The sequence below is a fragment of the Catellicoccus marimammalium M35/04/3 genome (assembly GCF_000313915.1).
Taxonomy (GTDB): Bacteria; Bacillota; Bacilli; order Lactobacillales; family Catellicoccaceae; genus Catellicoccus; species Catellicoccus marimammalium.
Genome location: NZ_AMYT01000022.1, coordinates 138,669 through 153,185, shown reverse-complemented (window position 1 = coordinate 153,185; position 14,517 = coordinate 138,669). Strand labels below are relative to the sequence as shown.

The 14,517-nt window shown below is 36.1% G+C and carries 13 protein-coding genes; all 13 read right to left on the bottom strand.

The window, feature by feature from the left end:
• Positions 1–996, bottom strand: a 996-nt coding sequence (locus C683_RS06285) for a Cys-Gln thioester bond-forming surface protein (RefSeq protein WP_040388761.1), incomplete at its 3' end; no start/stop codon positions are given.
• A gap of 250 nt (positions 997–1,246) precedes the next feature.
• A complete protein-coding gene (locus C683_RS06280; protein WP_040388760.1) occupies positions 1,247–2,602 on the bottom strand; it encodes a M20 family metallopeptidase in 1,356 nt (451 codons plus the stop codon).
• A gap of 71 nt (positions 2,603–2,673) precedes the next feature.
• Positions 2,674–3,648 (bottom strand): alpha/beta hydrolase, encoded by a 975-nt coding sequence (locus tag C683_RS06275; RefSeq protein ID WP_009492124.1) that lies wholly within the window; start codon positions 3,646–3,648, stop codon positions 2,674–2,676.
• Between the two features lie 22 nt (positions 3,649–3,670).
• Positions 3,671–5,014, bottom strand: a complete 1,344-nt coding sequence (locus tag C683_RS06270) for a DEAD/DEAH box helicase (RefSeq protein ID WP_009492122.1) — start codon at positions 5,012–5,014, stop codon at positions 3,671–3,673.
• Positions 5,015–5,016: 2 nt separating this feature from the next.
• Positions 5,017–6,141, bottom strand: a complete 1,125-nt coding sequence (alr, locus tag C683_RS06265) for an alanine racemase (protein WP_009492120.1) — start codon at positions 6,139–6,141, stop codon at positions 5,017–5,019.
• A 101-nt stretch (positions 6,142–6,242) separates the two neighbouring features.
• Positions 6,243–7,406 (bottom strand): molecular chaperone DnaJ, encoded by a 1,164-nt coding sequence (gene dnaJ, locus C683_RS06260; RefSeq protein WP_009492118.1) that lies wholly within the window; start codon positions 7,404–7,406, stop codon positions 6,243–6,245.
• A 73-nt stretch (positions 7,407–7,479) separates the two neighbouring features.
• Entirely contained in the window at positions 7,480–9,300 is a 1,821-nt protein-coding gene (gene dnaK / locus C683_RS06255) for a molecular chaperone DnaK (protein ID WP_009492116.1), read from the bottom strand.
• A gap of 69 nt (positions 9,301–9,369) precedes the next feature.
• Positions 9,370–9,912: a nucleotide exchange factor GrpE gene (gene grpE / locus C683_RS06250; protein WP_009492114.1), complete on the bottom strand. Its 543-nt coding sequence runs from the start codon at positions 9,910–9,912 to the stop codon at positions 9,370–9,372.
• Between the two features lie 15 nt (positions 9,913–9,927).
• On the bottom strand, positions 9,928–10,971 hold the full coding sequence (hrcA, locus tag C683_RS06245) for a heat-inducible transcriptional repressor HrcA (RefSeq protein WP_009492112.1): 1,044 nt from the start codon (positions 10,969–10,971) through the stop codon (positions 9,928–9,930).
• A 150-nt stretch (positions 10,972–11,121) separates the two neighbouring features.
• Positions 11,122–12,249, bottom strand: a complete 1,128-nt coding sequence (gene hemW, locus C683_RS06240) for a radical SAM family heme chaperone HemW (RefSeq protein WP_009492110.1) — start codon at positions 12,247–12,249, stop codon at positions 11,122–11,124.
• Positions 12,250–12,258: 9 nt separating this feature from the next.
• Positions 12,259–13,188 (bottom strand): riboflavin biosynthesis protein RibF, encoded by a 930-nt coding sequence (gene ribF, locus C683_RS06235; RefSeq protein WP_009492108.1) that lies wholly within the window; start codon positions 13,186–13,188, stop codon positions 12,259–12,261.
• Between the two features lies 1 nt (position 13,189).
• The gene (truB, locus tag C683_RS06230; RefSeq protein WP_009492106.1) at positions 13,190–14,104 is read right to left on the bottom strand and encodes a tRNA pseudouridine(55) synthase TruB; all 915 of its coding nucleotides are present in this window, start codon (positions 14,102–14,104) and stop codon (positions 13,190–13,192) included.
• Between the two features lie 56 nt (positions 14,105–14,160).
• Positions 14,161–14,517 carry a 30S ribosome-binding factor RbfA gene (gene rbfA / locus C683_RS06225; RefSeq protein WP_009492104.1) on the bottom strand — a complete coding sequence of 119 codons (357 nt, stop codon included), beginning with the start codon at positions 14,515–14,517 and terminating at the stop codon, positions 14,161–14,163.

Sequence of the window (14,517 nt, the reverse complement as noted above, 5' to 3'; positions counted from 1 at the left end):
TTTAGAAATTTCGATAGTCGTTTTTTGATTAACTTTCGAACCTGTTACAGGAATAGAAATAGGCACATTTTCATAAGAAGTATTAACGACATTTTGATATGGAGTATTTGCACTTTCTGTATGTTCTAATGGTGCAAAGAAATTGTCGTCTTTAATTTTGAAAAAGTTTGCTTTAAAATTCACTTTTCCAGTAAAATCACCTGAAGATTGAACATAATAAGAAGTTCCAGGTATCAATGTTGTTGTTTTCTTTCCTTGTGTATCAAGAATAGAAAGATTTTGTGGTAAATCTTTGATTTGGACAGGCAATTGATAATTTTTATGTAACATAAATATTTGTGATTTATGAGAATTAGCATCAATCACCAATGGATTCTTTTCAGAAATCACTTCATTTTTATGATCCACTAACATCGCGTATTTCGCTTTCGCTGTATCTTCATTTAAAGGATACTTTTTAGCAAAATCCACCATTTCTTTAATATAATAATTCTGCACATGACCTCCACCCGGTTGTGCAATCGCCCAAACTGCTTGTTGCGTAGATTCCCACATATATTCATCTAAATTATGAGTATTTATAAAACTCCCTAAGTGATGTTCCATGTCTGATTTCGCAATTGGCGTTAATTTTTCTGCCATCAAATTATTTGGATACCCCAATAATAAAACAGTCATGATGGTATCTACTTTTTCTTCTGATTCTTTTTTATCAGCAGCTGTTTTCATACCATCGTAAAAATCAAATCGTTCATAACGAACTGATTTCTCTAGACCTGGTGGTTCCCATGTTGGATTATAGCAATATGCTGGAGCCTTATACCCATTTGGCCCCTTAACCTCTAGCCTTACTTGCGGCGAAAGATTTGTCACCTCATATCCAGGTTCTCCTCCGCTTTTTGTTTCTGCATTTGCTACCCCAACAAATGAAGAACAAAATGAACTTGCGACTAATGCAAGAGTCGCAAAAACATTTGCTTTCTTTTTAAACTGCATTTGATCACCCCTATATTTAATTTTCAATTTTCTCGATACCAACAAGTAATTTTAGACCTTTTTTGCTATAATGAATACGTTTTTTTGTTTTTTTTTATGTTCATCCATTCATTTTTTGCAAAAAAGTAGTAAAATCTCAAAAAATAAATTCATTATTGTTTACCAAAAAATAATTTCTTCGTATAGTTAGATTCTAAATAAACAACAAAAAAAGACTGAGAGTAAATCCTCTCAGTCTCTCTTGTTTATTCTATTCTTTAAATGCTAAGCGATAGAATGCTTCTGCATAAATATCCATTGCTTGACGCATTTCTTTTAGGTCTAAAGTTTCATTGGCTTGGTGTTCTGTATTGTCACTATATGGGAAGAATGGTCCAAAGGCAACACAGTTATTCATTGTTCTAGCAAAAGTAGCTCCACCAGAAACAAGAGGTTCTTCCATATCTCCTGTGTAGTCACGGTAAACTTCTAATAAGTTTTTCACCAAAGTACTATCTTGTGGTACATATAATGATGCTACATAGTCTACTTCTGAATATTCTAAGCCGTTTGCTTCTAATTTTTCACTTAAACGATGAACTAATTCATCTTTATCTACAGTTACTGGGATACGCAAATCGATTCCAACTTTTGAACCGTTAGCATCACATTGAATTGTAGCGATATTGAAAGTTAGTTTACCAGAAACTTCATCTTCCACATCTCCTACTAAAGTTACTCCATTCGCATCCGCTTTTACAGTTTTACCTAATAATTGAATCATAGGATCATCGTAAATTGTAGCTAATGCTTCTGCTAAACGAGTAATTGCATTGATTCCTTCTGGAGCATCTTTTGAGTGAACTGCTTTTCCATAAACTTCAATTGTAGAATCATCTACTTGTTTATAATCATAACCTAATTTTTCTAAAGCTTGAGCCACTTCTTTAGCTTTTGGTCCAATATATTGCGCTTTATTTGGTACTACGTTTAATGCACTACCACCAGTTACTGTGTAATCTGTTACTTTTGGTCCAACCATTTCAGCTTGTAATAAACCTTTTTCCGCATAAATTAATGGGAAATCAGCATCTGGGGCAAATCCCATATCTGCTTGTGGTTGTTCTGCATTGTAATGATCCATACAACGCCATAATGTTTCTTCATCTGTACCAAAGATGAAACGAATTTTTTTATTTGGTACTAATCCTGTACCTTCTGTTACTGCTTTCAAAGCATATAAAGCCATCATTGTAGGACCTTTATCGTCTTGAACTCCACGTCCTACTAAAGCTAAATTACCATCAATTAAAGTAGCTTTAAATGGATCTGTATTCCAATCTGCTAAATCACCAGCAGGAACAACATCTAAGTGACATAGTACAGCTAATGTTTCTGTACCCTCACCAATTTCTGCATATCCATAATAGCCTTTTGGATCTTTGTAGGTACTAAAACCATTTTTTTCAAAAATGTCTAATGTTGTATCTAAACATTTAGCAATTCCTGGTCCAAAAGGAGCTCCTTCTTCTGCATGTTCTTCATCACAATAAGATGGACATGCCACCATTAATTGTAAATCTTTAATTGCTTGTTCTTGTAAGTCATCTGTCATGAATGATCTCATGATAATCCCTCATTTCATTTTATCTATCACACCTTTATGATAAATTTTTTTGTTATGAATTGCAAGCGTTATCACTTTTTACTCTTTTCTTTCACTGGCAAGTATTGATCTAAAAATTGGAAAACCACTTTTTCATAACGTTTTGGATTGGATTGATAACTTTTCGCATGTCCTGCTCCTGGGAAAATCACTTTTTCTTTTGGACCTTTCGATGCTTCATATACTTCTTCTACCATTTCTGTTGGTACAAAATCATCTTTTGAACCATGAATGAAGAGCATCGGTAAATGATTTTTCTTCAATTGTTCTACAGCGCTACTCTCATAGAAATTATATCCTACTCGATGTTCTGTATACGCAGAGGCTAAAGGAATAATAGGGAAAGAAGGTAAGTGGAACATTTCTTTTAATTGATATTCCATTTCTTCTTTTGTACTGGAGTATCCGCAATCTTCGATGATACATTTTACTTGTTTTGGTAGTTTTTCACCACTAACCATCATCACTTCAGCACCACCCATACTGATTCCCCATAATCCAATATCTACTTTATCATCGTAATAAGCAATCATTTGCTTAATCCAATGTAAAAGATCAATTCGATCAGGCCAACCAAAACCAATATATTTTCCTTCACTCATTCCATGAGCTCTAGCATCCGGTAAGAATAAATCATATCCTTTACCATAAAAAAGTTTGGCGTATTGTTCTAATAATTTCCCATTCGAAGTATATCCATGGACTAAAATCATTAATTTACGGTTCCCCTGAACTTTTTGTTCATTATTGCGTAAATAAACTCCTTTTAACGTCAATCCATCTTCTGTTTTTTGAGTCATGTATTTGGGCTTAGTATTTAAAAAAGTCCATTTTTCATAAGGTTTTGCTGGTTCACTTGTTCCAGAAGCATCTCCACTACTCATAAAATCTTTTTCATCGCGCACAATTGCGTAATCAAAAAGATAACGAATTCCTCCATAGCCACCAATGACAGTCAATCCCACAAGTACAGAAATGACCGCAATCCATTTATTCCTTTTTTTCATTATTCCTTCACATACTTTCCTTTTAATACTCTTCTTTTCTTTCTTTACGACGACGACGATTTTGTTGTTTCATCTCTTGACGACGACGACGACGACGATCTTCTTCAATCGTACGGTTAATTTTTTTCTTATAACCTGGTTTTACTTTTTTCTTTTTCTTTTTCACCATCCCAATCATAGATGGATCTAATTTTTGTTGGGTTTTTGTACGTTGTTCACGACGACGACGGTCAAAAGTATCAACCAATTCTCCATTTTTTAGAGCTTTTGGTACAAAGTTGACACCCATTTCTTCTAATTCTAAAATCGCTTGGTCATCTCCTGGACCATATAAAGTAATGGCAGTTCCTTCTAAACCATTACGTCCTGTACGACCCACACGGTGAATATAAAACTCTAAGTCTTTTGGTAGTTCATCATTGATAACTAAAGAAACTCCTTCAATATCAATTCCACGAGCAGCTAAATCGGTCGCAACGACATATTGATATTCTAAATTTTGAATTTGTTTCATCACACGTTTACGTTCACGCGGAGGCACATCTCCATGAATTTTTGCGACTTTCAATCCGCGTTCACGTAAAGCAGAAGTAATTTCATCTACACGTTCTTTTGTATTTGCAAATACTAATGCCAAATAAGGATTTCCCATGGTTAATAATTGATAAATAATACCAATACGATCTTGACCTTTGGTAGATAATAAGCAATTTTCAATTGTTGTAGCGATTTTTTCTTTTGGCTTAATTTCACCCATTACTGGATTTTCCATATATTTTTTCAAGAACGGTTTTAATTTTTCTGGAATGGTCGCAGAAAAGACTAGCATTTGTTCTAAATAAGGTAAGCGTCCTGCAATTTGATCGACTTCTCCTAAAAATCCAAGGTCTAAAGTCATATCTGCTTCATCGACTACAAAAGCAAAAGCAGTGTGAACTTTCAATGCTTGTTCTTTAATTAAATCTAAAATACGTCCTGGAGTTCCAATCACAATTTGTGGTTGTCCCTGTTGTAATTTTTCGATTTGACGTTTTTTATCGGTTCCTCCAATATAACAAGCAATTTTAATGCTTTCTCCAGAGAAAGAAGCAATCCATTGTGCTTCTTTATAAATTTGTTGTGCTAATTCACGACTTGGTGCAGTGATAATAACCTGAACTTCTTCTTTTGTTTCATCTAGACGTTGGAATAGTGGAATCAAGAAAGTATGAGTTTTTCCTGTTCCGGTTTGTGATTGTCCAACGACACTTTTTCCTTTACGAATCATTGGAATAAAATATTGTTGCACCTCAGTCGGTTCTTTAAATCCTTTTTCTTCCAATGCTTTTTGAATATAGGGCTTTAATTGATATTCCTTAAAATTCAAACTTAGTCCTCCTCATAAATACGCTCTAAGCGTTGTCCTAAAATTGATGTTAATTCATAGTTAATCGTTCCAATATAATCTGCAGCTTGAGTAAAGGTGTTTTCTTCTTCTCCATCTTTACCAATTAATGTTACTTTTGTTCCTACAGGATAGTATTTTGGTAAACGAATCATAATTTGATCCATAGTAACACGACCAACGATTTCTGCACGTTGTCCATCGACAAGCACAGAAAATCCACTATAACGGCGCAACCAACCATCCGCATAACCAATCGGTAAAGTAGCAATATATTCTTCTTCTTGTGAAGTATAGGTTGCTCCATAACTTACACTGCGGCCTTTCGGTTGTTTTTTAACATATACGATTTCACTTTCAATACGCATCGCCGGTTGTAACTCATAAGGTAAAGGTAAAACACTACCTGATGGATTCATACCATAAATTCCTACTCCAAAGCGAACAACATTAGAATGCCAAGCTTCGTGCCATAAAGCAGTAGCGGTATTACAAGTATGAATATATTTATAATCTTCACCTAAAATCGCTAATGCCTTTTGGAAACGATCTTGTTGAGTGACAAAATAACTTTCATCTAATTCATCAGCAGTGGCAAAATGAGTGAAAATCCCTTCCACTTCAATGTTTGTCCATTCTGACATGCGTGCTTTTGCCTCAGCCATTTCTTCTTCATAAACAAAACCAATACGTCCCATTCCACTATCAACCGCTAAATGAACCGTTAAGCTTTCATTGACTTCTTTCAATGCTAAATCTGCTCGTTCTAACCAATCCACACTTGGAGCTGCTAAAGAAAGATGATATTTGGCAGCAAGTACAACGGTACTCATAGGTTCAGTAACTCCCAATACTAAAATCGGTTCTGTAAATCCTGCCTCACGTAGAGCAATTCCTTCATCTACATAGGCAACGCAATATCCTGTTGCTCCCGCTTCTTTTGCTACTTTGGCAACTTCTAAGGCTCCATGTCCATAAGCATCTGCTTTTACCACTGCCCATAACTGTGCATCTTTAGGTAAACGTTTCATTTCTTCTTCAATATTATGACGAATTGCTCCTTTTGAAACAATCGCTTTTGTTGGTCGATGATTTGCTACTACGGCCATCTTTTTCCACTCCTTCTCCTGATAGGATTACTTCTTTCTATTATACCTATTTTCAAAAGAAAAAAAAAGAAGCAGAGTACAAGACTCTACTTCTCTTTCTTTTATTTATTGTGTTTGCCAAAACGATCTCTCATTTTGTCAAAGAAGCTTTCTTCGTTTTTCACTGGACCATCTGTGGCTTCTGCAAACATTCGCATTGCTTCTTTTTGTTTTTCATTCATTGATTTTGGTGTTACCACATTTGCGATTACATATTGGTCCCCACGACCTGTACCATGTAAACGAGCTGCACCTTTTCCACGTAAACGGAACATTTTACCAGATTGAGTTCCTGCTGGAATTTTCAATTTCACCTTTCCGTCTACGGTTGGTACTTCTACCTCATCTCCTAAAGAGACTTGAGCAAAGTTCAATGGTAATTCATAGTAAATATCTGCTCCATCACGACGGAATTCTTTACTTGCTTGAACATGGAAAACAACGTATAAATCACCGTATGGTCCACCATTTTCTCCTGCTTGTCCTTGACCAGCGACACGCATTTGTGTTCCATCTTCCACACCCGCAGGAACGGTAATTTTAATCGTATGCGTATTTTCTACGACTCCTTCGCCATGACAAGTACTACATTTTTCTTTAATAATCTTACCTGTACCATGACATTCGTCACATACTTCTTGAGTCATCATACGACCTAATGGAGTTTGACGTTGAACGTTGATTGTACCTGAACCATGACATTTTGGACAAGTTTCAGGTTCTGTTCCTGCTTTTGCTCCTGAACCATGACAAGTTTCACATACTTCAGAACGACGATAGCTAATGCTCTTTTCTGTTCCATGAATTGCTTCATCAAAGGTCAAGTCTAACGTATAGCTTAAATCTGCACCTTGACGAGGCGTATTTGGATTGGTGCTACCAAAGCCACCGCCTCCTCCACCAAAGAAGGAAGAGAAGATATCTTCAAAGCCACCAAAGCCACCGCCATCGAATCCATCAAAGCCGCCACCAAAGCCGCCAAATCCACCGTTAAAGTTTGGATCAGTAGAAGCATGTCCGTATTGGTCATACGCTGCACGTTTTTGCGGATCGCTTAATACTTCATACGCCTCTGATACTTCTTTAAATTTATCTGCAGCATCGGGTTCTTTATTAATATCTGGGTGATATTTTTTTGATAACTTACGATATGCCTTTTTAATTTCTGCATCAGAAGCATCCTTTTGTACTCCTAATACTTCATAATAATCTCGTTTTGTTGCCATATTGTCTCCCATCCCTCTTAAAAAGAGAGCCAATAGCATCGCTACTGGCTCTACTTCCTATGAATTTCTCTTATTATTTATCTACTTCTTCAAAGTCAGCATCTACCACGTCGTCATCGCCATCTTTTGCAGCTTCTGGATTTGCTTGAGCTTGTTGTTGCGCAGCTTGTTCATATAATTTAACAGATAAGTCACGAACGATTGCTTCTAACGCATCTTTTTTCGCTTTCATTTGTTCTAAATCATTTGCTTCAACTGCAGCTTTTAATTCGTCACGAGCAGCTTCTGCTTTTTTCACTTCATCTTCTGAAACTTTATCTTTTAATTCTTCTAATGTTTTATCTACGCTGAAGATTAATGCATCTACTTCGTTACGTAAATCTGCTTCTTCTTTACGTTGTTTATCTGCATCTGCATTTGCTTCTGCATCTTTTACCATGCGTTCGATTTCTTCATCAGATAATCCTGTAGAAGAAGTAATCGTAATTTTTTGTTCTTTACCAGTTCCTAAATCTTTCGCACTTACGTTTACAATACCGTTTTTATCGATATCAAAAGTTACTTCGATTTGAGGTACTCCACGAGGTGCAGCAGGGATATCTGTTAATTGGAAGCGACCTAATGTTTTGTTGTCGGCAGCCATTGGACGTTCCCCTTGTAATACGTGGATGTCTACTGCTGGTTGGTTATCGGCAGCAGTTGAGAACACTTGAGATTTACTTGTTGGGATTGTTGTGTTACGATCGATTAATTTTGTCATCACTCCACCCATTGTTTCGATACCTAATGATAATGGAGTAACGTCTAATAAGACAACATCTTTAACATCTCCAGTGATAACCCCACCTTGGATAGCAGCACCCATTGCTACTACTTCATCTGGGTTTACAGATTTGTTAGGTTCTTTACCTGTTTCTTTACGTACAGCTTCTACTACGGCTGGGATACGTGTTGAACCACCAACTAAGATCACTTCGTCGATGTCTGCGTTTGATAAACCAGCATCAGATAAAGCACGACGAACAGGTTCTTTTGTACGTTCTACTAAATCATGAGTTAATTCATCGAATTTTGCACGTGTTAATGTCATTTCTAAGTGTAATGGTCCTGCTTCACCAGCTGTAATGAATGGTAAGCTGATTTGTGCACTTGTTACACCTGATAAATCTTTTTTCGCTTTTTCAGCGGCATCTTTCAAACGTTGTAATGCCATTTTATCTTGAGATAAGTCGATACCATTTTCTTTTTTGAATTCAGCTACTGCCCAATCAATAATTTTGTTATCGAAGTCATCTCCACCTAAATGGTTGTCCCCAGCAGTTGATAATACGTCGAACACGCCATCTCCTAATTCAAGGATAGATACGTCGAAAGTACCACCACCAAGGTCAAATACTAATACTTTTTCATCTTTATCTGTTTTATCTAAACCATAAGCTAATGCAGCAGCTGTAGGTTCGTTTACGATACGTTCTACTTCTAAACCAGCAATTTTACCAGCATCTTTTGTTGCTTGACGTTGAGCATCATCGAAGTAAGCTGGAACTGTAATTACGGCTTTATCTACTTTTTCTCCTAAGTAATCTTCAGCATAACCTTTTAAGTATTGTAAAATCATTGCTGAGATTTCTTGTGGTGTATATTGTTTACCATCTACTTCTACTTTGTAGTCTGTACCCATATGACGTTTAATAGAAGAGATTGTATTTGGGTTTGTTACTGCTTGACGTTTAGCAACTTCCCCTACTTGAATTTCTCCATCTTTGAAAGCAACGACAGAAGGAGTTGTACGGTTACCTTCTGGGTTTGGAATAATTTTAGCTTCGCCACCTTCTAATACAGCGACAGCTGAGTTTGTTGTACCTAAGTCAATTCCGATAATTTTGTTACTCATAATGAAGTCTCCTTTTCATTTCTTTGTCTTTATTATAGTCTCTTTTTTTGAATAATGATATTAATAAGGCTACTGTGCTACAACAACCATTGCTGGACGTAACACACGATCATGTAATTTATAACCTTTTTGCAGTTCTTGTACAATTGTGTTTGGTTCGACATTGTTTTCTTTTGCATCCACGGTTTGTACCGCTTGGTGAACCGTTGGATCAAAGGCTTGATTTAACGCTACAATTTCTTCAATTCCTTGCGCTTTCAAGGCTGTTTTTAAGTTGTCTAAAACCATTTGTACACCTTTTTTCAAAGCTTCTCCATGTTCATTATCAACATCAATTGCTAATGCGCGTTCTAAATTATCAATCGCTGGAAGTAATTCTTTTGCTAAATCCTGTGCACGATATTTAGCAGCAGTTTCACGGTCTTTTTGATTACGATTGCGCATGTTTACAATTTCTGCTTGTAAGCGTAAGTTTTGGTCAGAAAGTTCATCAATCTTTTGTTTTAATTCAACGATTTCGCTTTCTTCTTCGGCCGCTTCAATCTCTACTTCTTTTTCTACAGCTTCTACGATTTCTTCTTGTTCTGTTGTGTTTTTGTTTTCTTCGTTCACAAAATTACTTCCTTTCTATGTTAATGGGTTATGAACTAACAAGTGATAATTTGCAACCTGTTGTTCAAATTCCTCTTTAAAACAACGCAATAATGATAAGATACGTGGATAAGGCAATCCAGCAGGTCCTAATACTGCTAGTACTCCACTGCCATAAGGCGCCACTTGATATCGCATTTTAATTAGGGCCATATCTTCTAGTAATGGAGTTTTTAATTCACTTCCTAGGTAGATATGAATACAATCATCCGTTGGACATTGTAATAAACTTTCACTCGCTTCAGAATGAACCCATTCATGCACTTTTTTGAATCTTGGTAACTCATTTTGATAAGCATCTAAAAGATTCATCTCGCCTCCAATATAACATTGTCCTTTGAATACTTCTTCAAAGATGGTATTCAATAAAGAAAGAACAAAATTGGATTGAGTAAACACTCGTTGTAGTGTAATAGGCAATTCTGTTTTCAATCGTTGTTGAATGGTCATAATGCTTTCGCCTACGAATTCATCTTGAACAAAATGCTCAATTTCTTGTAACCATTCAGGAGTGAAATCTCTTTCTACAGGATACAATCGTTTCTCTACATTTCCGCGATTGTTTACCATTACCGCCATTACCTGTTGTTCATTAAGAAATACTAGTTGAAACGCAGTCAAAATACAACTTTCTTGATTCAATTCTGAAATAAAAGTTGTGCAACCGGTCAACTCCGCTAATTGCATTGCACTTTGTCCCAAAAAGTTTTGTAACAAAGGTTCATTCGTTTGCAATTGTTCTCGAATTGCTCTTCGCTCTTCTTCTGAAAGAGGTAATGGTTGTAACAGATGATCAATATAATAACGATATCCTTTTAAGGAAGGAATACGTCCAGAAGATACATGGGTTTTTTCAATAAACCCTTTTGCTTCTAGTAATGCTAAGTCATTGCGAATCGTCGCTGAACTAGCATCAATTCCTTCTGTTTTTAAAGTGGAAGAACCAACGGGTTGATGATTATTGATGAACAGATGCACCAATAATTTCAAAACATCTAACTGGCGTGGTTTCAACACCATGATCACCTCTTTATGAACATTAGCATTCTCTTTAGTAGAGTGCTAACCTTTTACAATTATTAATATAATCACTTTTTTATTCTTTGTCAACAAAAAAACCACTTTTTTTAGCACTCTTTTTTATCGATTGCTAAAAAAGTGGTTTTCCCCTTATTTATCTAGTAAAAATTCTACAAATACATCGTTGCCAAAGAGACGCCCTTGTGGGGTTAAAGAAAGAAAATCATCTTGTTCTTGCAATAATCCCTTCGCTAATAAATCAGAAATTACTGGGCCATAGACTTCTTCAATGGGTTGATGAAAGCGAGCCGCAAATTCTTTTTTAGAAACTCCTTTTGTCTTTCGCAACCCTAAAAAGATTTGTTCTTCCATTGCAGCAGAGCGAGAAATGACTTCTTTTTCTACAATCGGTAATTCTCCTTTTTGACAAGCTGCTAAGTAATGTTGGATTGGAGCATGATTGCGATAGCGTTCATTTCCTAAATAACCACTACCTCCTGCACCAAAGCCATAATAATGTTTGTTATCCCAATACATTAAATTATGTTGGCTTTCATATCCTTCTTTTCCATAATTACTTAATTCATAACGATGCCAACCTCGTGCCTCAAGATATTCTTGTGCCCACTCTTCCATGGCAACCTCTTCTTCTTGAGTAGGTAATAATAATTTCCCTCGGCGTGCTAAATTCGCAAAGACGGTTTGATTCTCTAAAATCAAAGCATATAAAGAAAAGTGAGGTAATCCTAGCTCTACCGCTTCTTTTAAAGTAGCTTGGAAATCTTCGATTGTTTGTTTTGGCAATGCATAAATTAAATCCAAAGAGACATTTGTAATCGTAGAATACTTCTCAATCGCATGTAACGTATCATGAACATCTTGTCGATTATGCTTGCGACCAATTTTTTTAAGTAGAGTTTCATTGAAGGTTTGCACTCCCATAGAAAGACGATTTACACCATATTCCTCCAATAAATGTAGTTTGGCTTCATTTAAATCTCCAGGATTGACTTCAAAAGTAAATTCTCCCCCAGAAAAAGGTAACATTTCACGCACTGAAGCAAGTAATTGCTCTAATTCTTGCTCATTTAAAGAAGAAGGAGTTCCTCCTCCAATATATAAGGTCTCACAAGGTTCTTTCACTTGATATTGTTCCATTTCCCAACGCAAAGTTGTTAAATATTCTTCAATCGGTTGATCTTCTTTCAATACTTTAGGAAAATCACAATAAAAACAAATTTGATCACAAAAAGGAATGTGAATATAAGCTGAAGTCATATACTCCTCCTATTTTCTTTGCGCAAAATATTGACGCGTATTTTTTTCATCTTCTTGTAATTGATGAATTAATTCATGAACAGAATCAAATTGTTCTTCTGCTCGTAAATAATGTAACCAAGAAATCGCTAACGTTTCGCCATAAATCTCTTCATTAAAGTCTAAAATATGCACTTCAATACTACGAGCATGAGCACCAAACGTCACATTATGACCAATGCTTGCCATCCCTTGATATGTTTTTCCTTCCCAAGCTACTTCTACAATATAAATCCCATCCATCGGTAAAAGTTGATCGACAGGCATATTTAAATTCGCAGTAGGAAACCCGAGCGTACGCCCTCTCGCATCTCCTCGAACGACATATCCTTTCATAGTATAAGCGTGACCTAAACAAGCTTGTACTTCTTCCATTTTTCCTTGACGCAAGGCATTGCGAATTCTAGTCGAACTCACTTTTTTTCCACCTTGTTCAAAGCAAGGAACAATCGTTACTGGACAAATCGCATCTAACGCCATTTTTAAATCTAACGCTGAAGCTGCTTTTTGCGCTCCATAATGATAATCAAAGCCTACTACTACTGCTCGAGCTTGTAGACCTAAAATATATTTTTTAACAAAGTCTTCTGCTGATAAGTTCGCAAAACGACTCGTAAATTCTACACAATAAAGTAAATCGACACCCCATTCCGCAAAAACCTCTTCTTTTTCTGTTTGCGGTAATAAATATTGGAAAGGCGCTTGTTTTTTAAAAATCATCGATGGATGACGAGAAAAAGTAAGAATCGCTAAAGGAATTCCTTTTTCTTTAGCCAATTTTCTCCCTTGTTCTAATAAAGCTTGATGCCCTAGATGTACTCCATCAAAAAAACCAAGTAATAACACACAAGGTGGGAAATTTTGTGGTTGATAAGGCTCATGCAAATTTATTTTTTTCATTTTATTTTCCACCAATCTGAATCATAATATCGCAAAACCAAGTTGGTTTGCCTCCTCGATCATGATACAACGCCACGAGCTCATCTTGGTAGTAAAATGCAATTTCATGCCATTCTTTTTCAGAAGGTAATTTTTCTACCTTCCCTCCATTTTTAACCACATGATATTCAGATTGAGATAAATCACGACGAGGTTGGTCTTTCATCACTTCAGAAATTGAAAATAGGCAATGAGATAACTGATTTTTTTCCACTGCTGCTTCCACTTCTGATAATTTCACTGCATCTTTAGCTTGGAATCCACCACTGGCTAAACGCACCAATTGAGACATATGTGCAGGAAATCCTAATTTTTCTCCAAGATCCACAGATAACGTACGAATATAGGTCCCTTTGGAACAAGTCACAACAAAACGCCAACGTTGTGTTTTTGTTTTTTCATCATAGTCAGGAGCACTTGCACGTTTGAATTCATAAATTGTCACTTCACGCTGTGGACGTTCTACTTCTTCATGATTTCTAGCATATTCATACAGACGTTTTCCCTTTACTTTTACTGCTGAATACATCGGTGGGATTTGAATCATTGTTCCTACAAAAGAAGCCATTGCCGCATCAATTTCTTCTGTGGATAAAGGGGTAGTCACTTCTTTTTTAGCAATCACTTCACCATCTGCATCTTCTGTTTCTGTCGCAATTCCTAATGTAATTTCTCCCATATATGTTTTTGGTAATTCATGCAATTTTTCGACTAATTTTGTTGCTCGACCGACACAAATCGGTAATACTCCTTCGACACTTGGATCTAAAGTGCCTCCATGTCCTACTTTTTTGGTTTGTAAAATTTTACGCATTTTAAATACGCAGTCATGACTTGTCATGCCTTTTTCTTTCCATAAAGGAATGATTCCATCCATTGTTCTTCTCCTTTAAAAAAAGCTCACACAGACTTCTCTGTATGAGCTTGGTTAATTTAGCGCTGTTCTTGTTCTCTCATTTTACGAATTAAATCATCAATATGATTTCCATAGCGAACAGATTCATCTTCTTTAAACGTCAATTCTGGCGTTTTGTAAATACGCAAACGACGTCCTAATTCTTTACGAATTAAACCGGTAGCTTTTTGTAATCCCTGTTCTGCTTTTTGATGATCACTCGCTTTATCGCTTAACAAGCTATAGTAAATAGTAGCTTGTTGCAAATCTCCAGTGACAGCGACATCTGTAATGGTAATGTTCTGTACACGTGGATCACGAACACGACGTTGTAAAATATCATTCACTTCTCGTTGAATTTCTTGTGCTACACGATAACTACGATAGTTTGCCAT

What these genes read in the sequence shown, in the direction of transcription:
- dnaK (WP_009492116.1), bottom strand. Translation starts at nt 9,300, where the DNA reads ATGAGTAACAAAATTATCGGAATTGACTTAGGTACAACAAACTCAGCT.
- truB (WP_009492106.1), bottom strand. Translation starts at nt 14,104, where the DNA reads ATGGATGGAATCATTCCTTTATGGAAAGAAAAAGGCATGACAAGTCAT.
- ribF (WP_009492108.1), bottom strand. Translation starts at nt 13,188, where the DNA reads ATGAAAAAAATAAATTTGCATGAGCCTTATCAACCACAAAATTTCCCA.
- rbfA (WP_009492104.1), bottom strand. Translation starts at nt 14,517, where the DNA reads ATGGCAAACTATCGTAGTTATCGTGTAGCACAAGAAATTCAACGAGAA.
- C683_RS06280 (WP_040388760.1), bottom strand. Translation starts at nt 2,602, where the DNA reads ATGAGATCATTCATGACAGATGACTTACAAGAACAAGCAATTAAAGAT.
- hemW (WP_009492110.1), bottom strand. Translation starts at nt 12,249, where the DNA reads ATGACTTCAGCTTATATTCACATTCCTTTTTGTGATCAAATTTGTTTT.
- alr (WP_009492120.1), bottom strand. Translation starts at nt 6,141, where the DNA reads ATGGCCGTAGTAGCAAATCATCGACCAACAAAAGCGATTGTTTCAAAA.
- C683_RS06275 (WP_009492124.1), bottom strand. Translation starts at nt 3,648, where the DNA reads ATGAAAAAAAGGAATAAATGGATTGCGGTCATTTCTGTACTTGTGGGA.
- hrcA (WP_009492112.1), bottom strand. Translation starts at nt 10,971, where the DNA reads ATGGTGTTGAAACCACGCCAGTTAGATGTTTTGAAATTATTGGTGCAT.
- dnaJ (WP_009492118.1), bottom strand. Translation starts at nt 7,406, where the DNA reads ATGGCAACAAAACGAGATTATTATGAAGTATTAGGAGTACAAAAGGAT.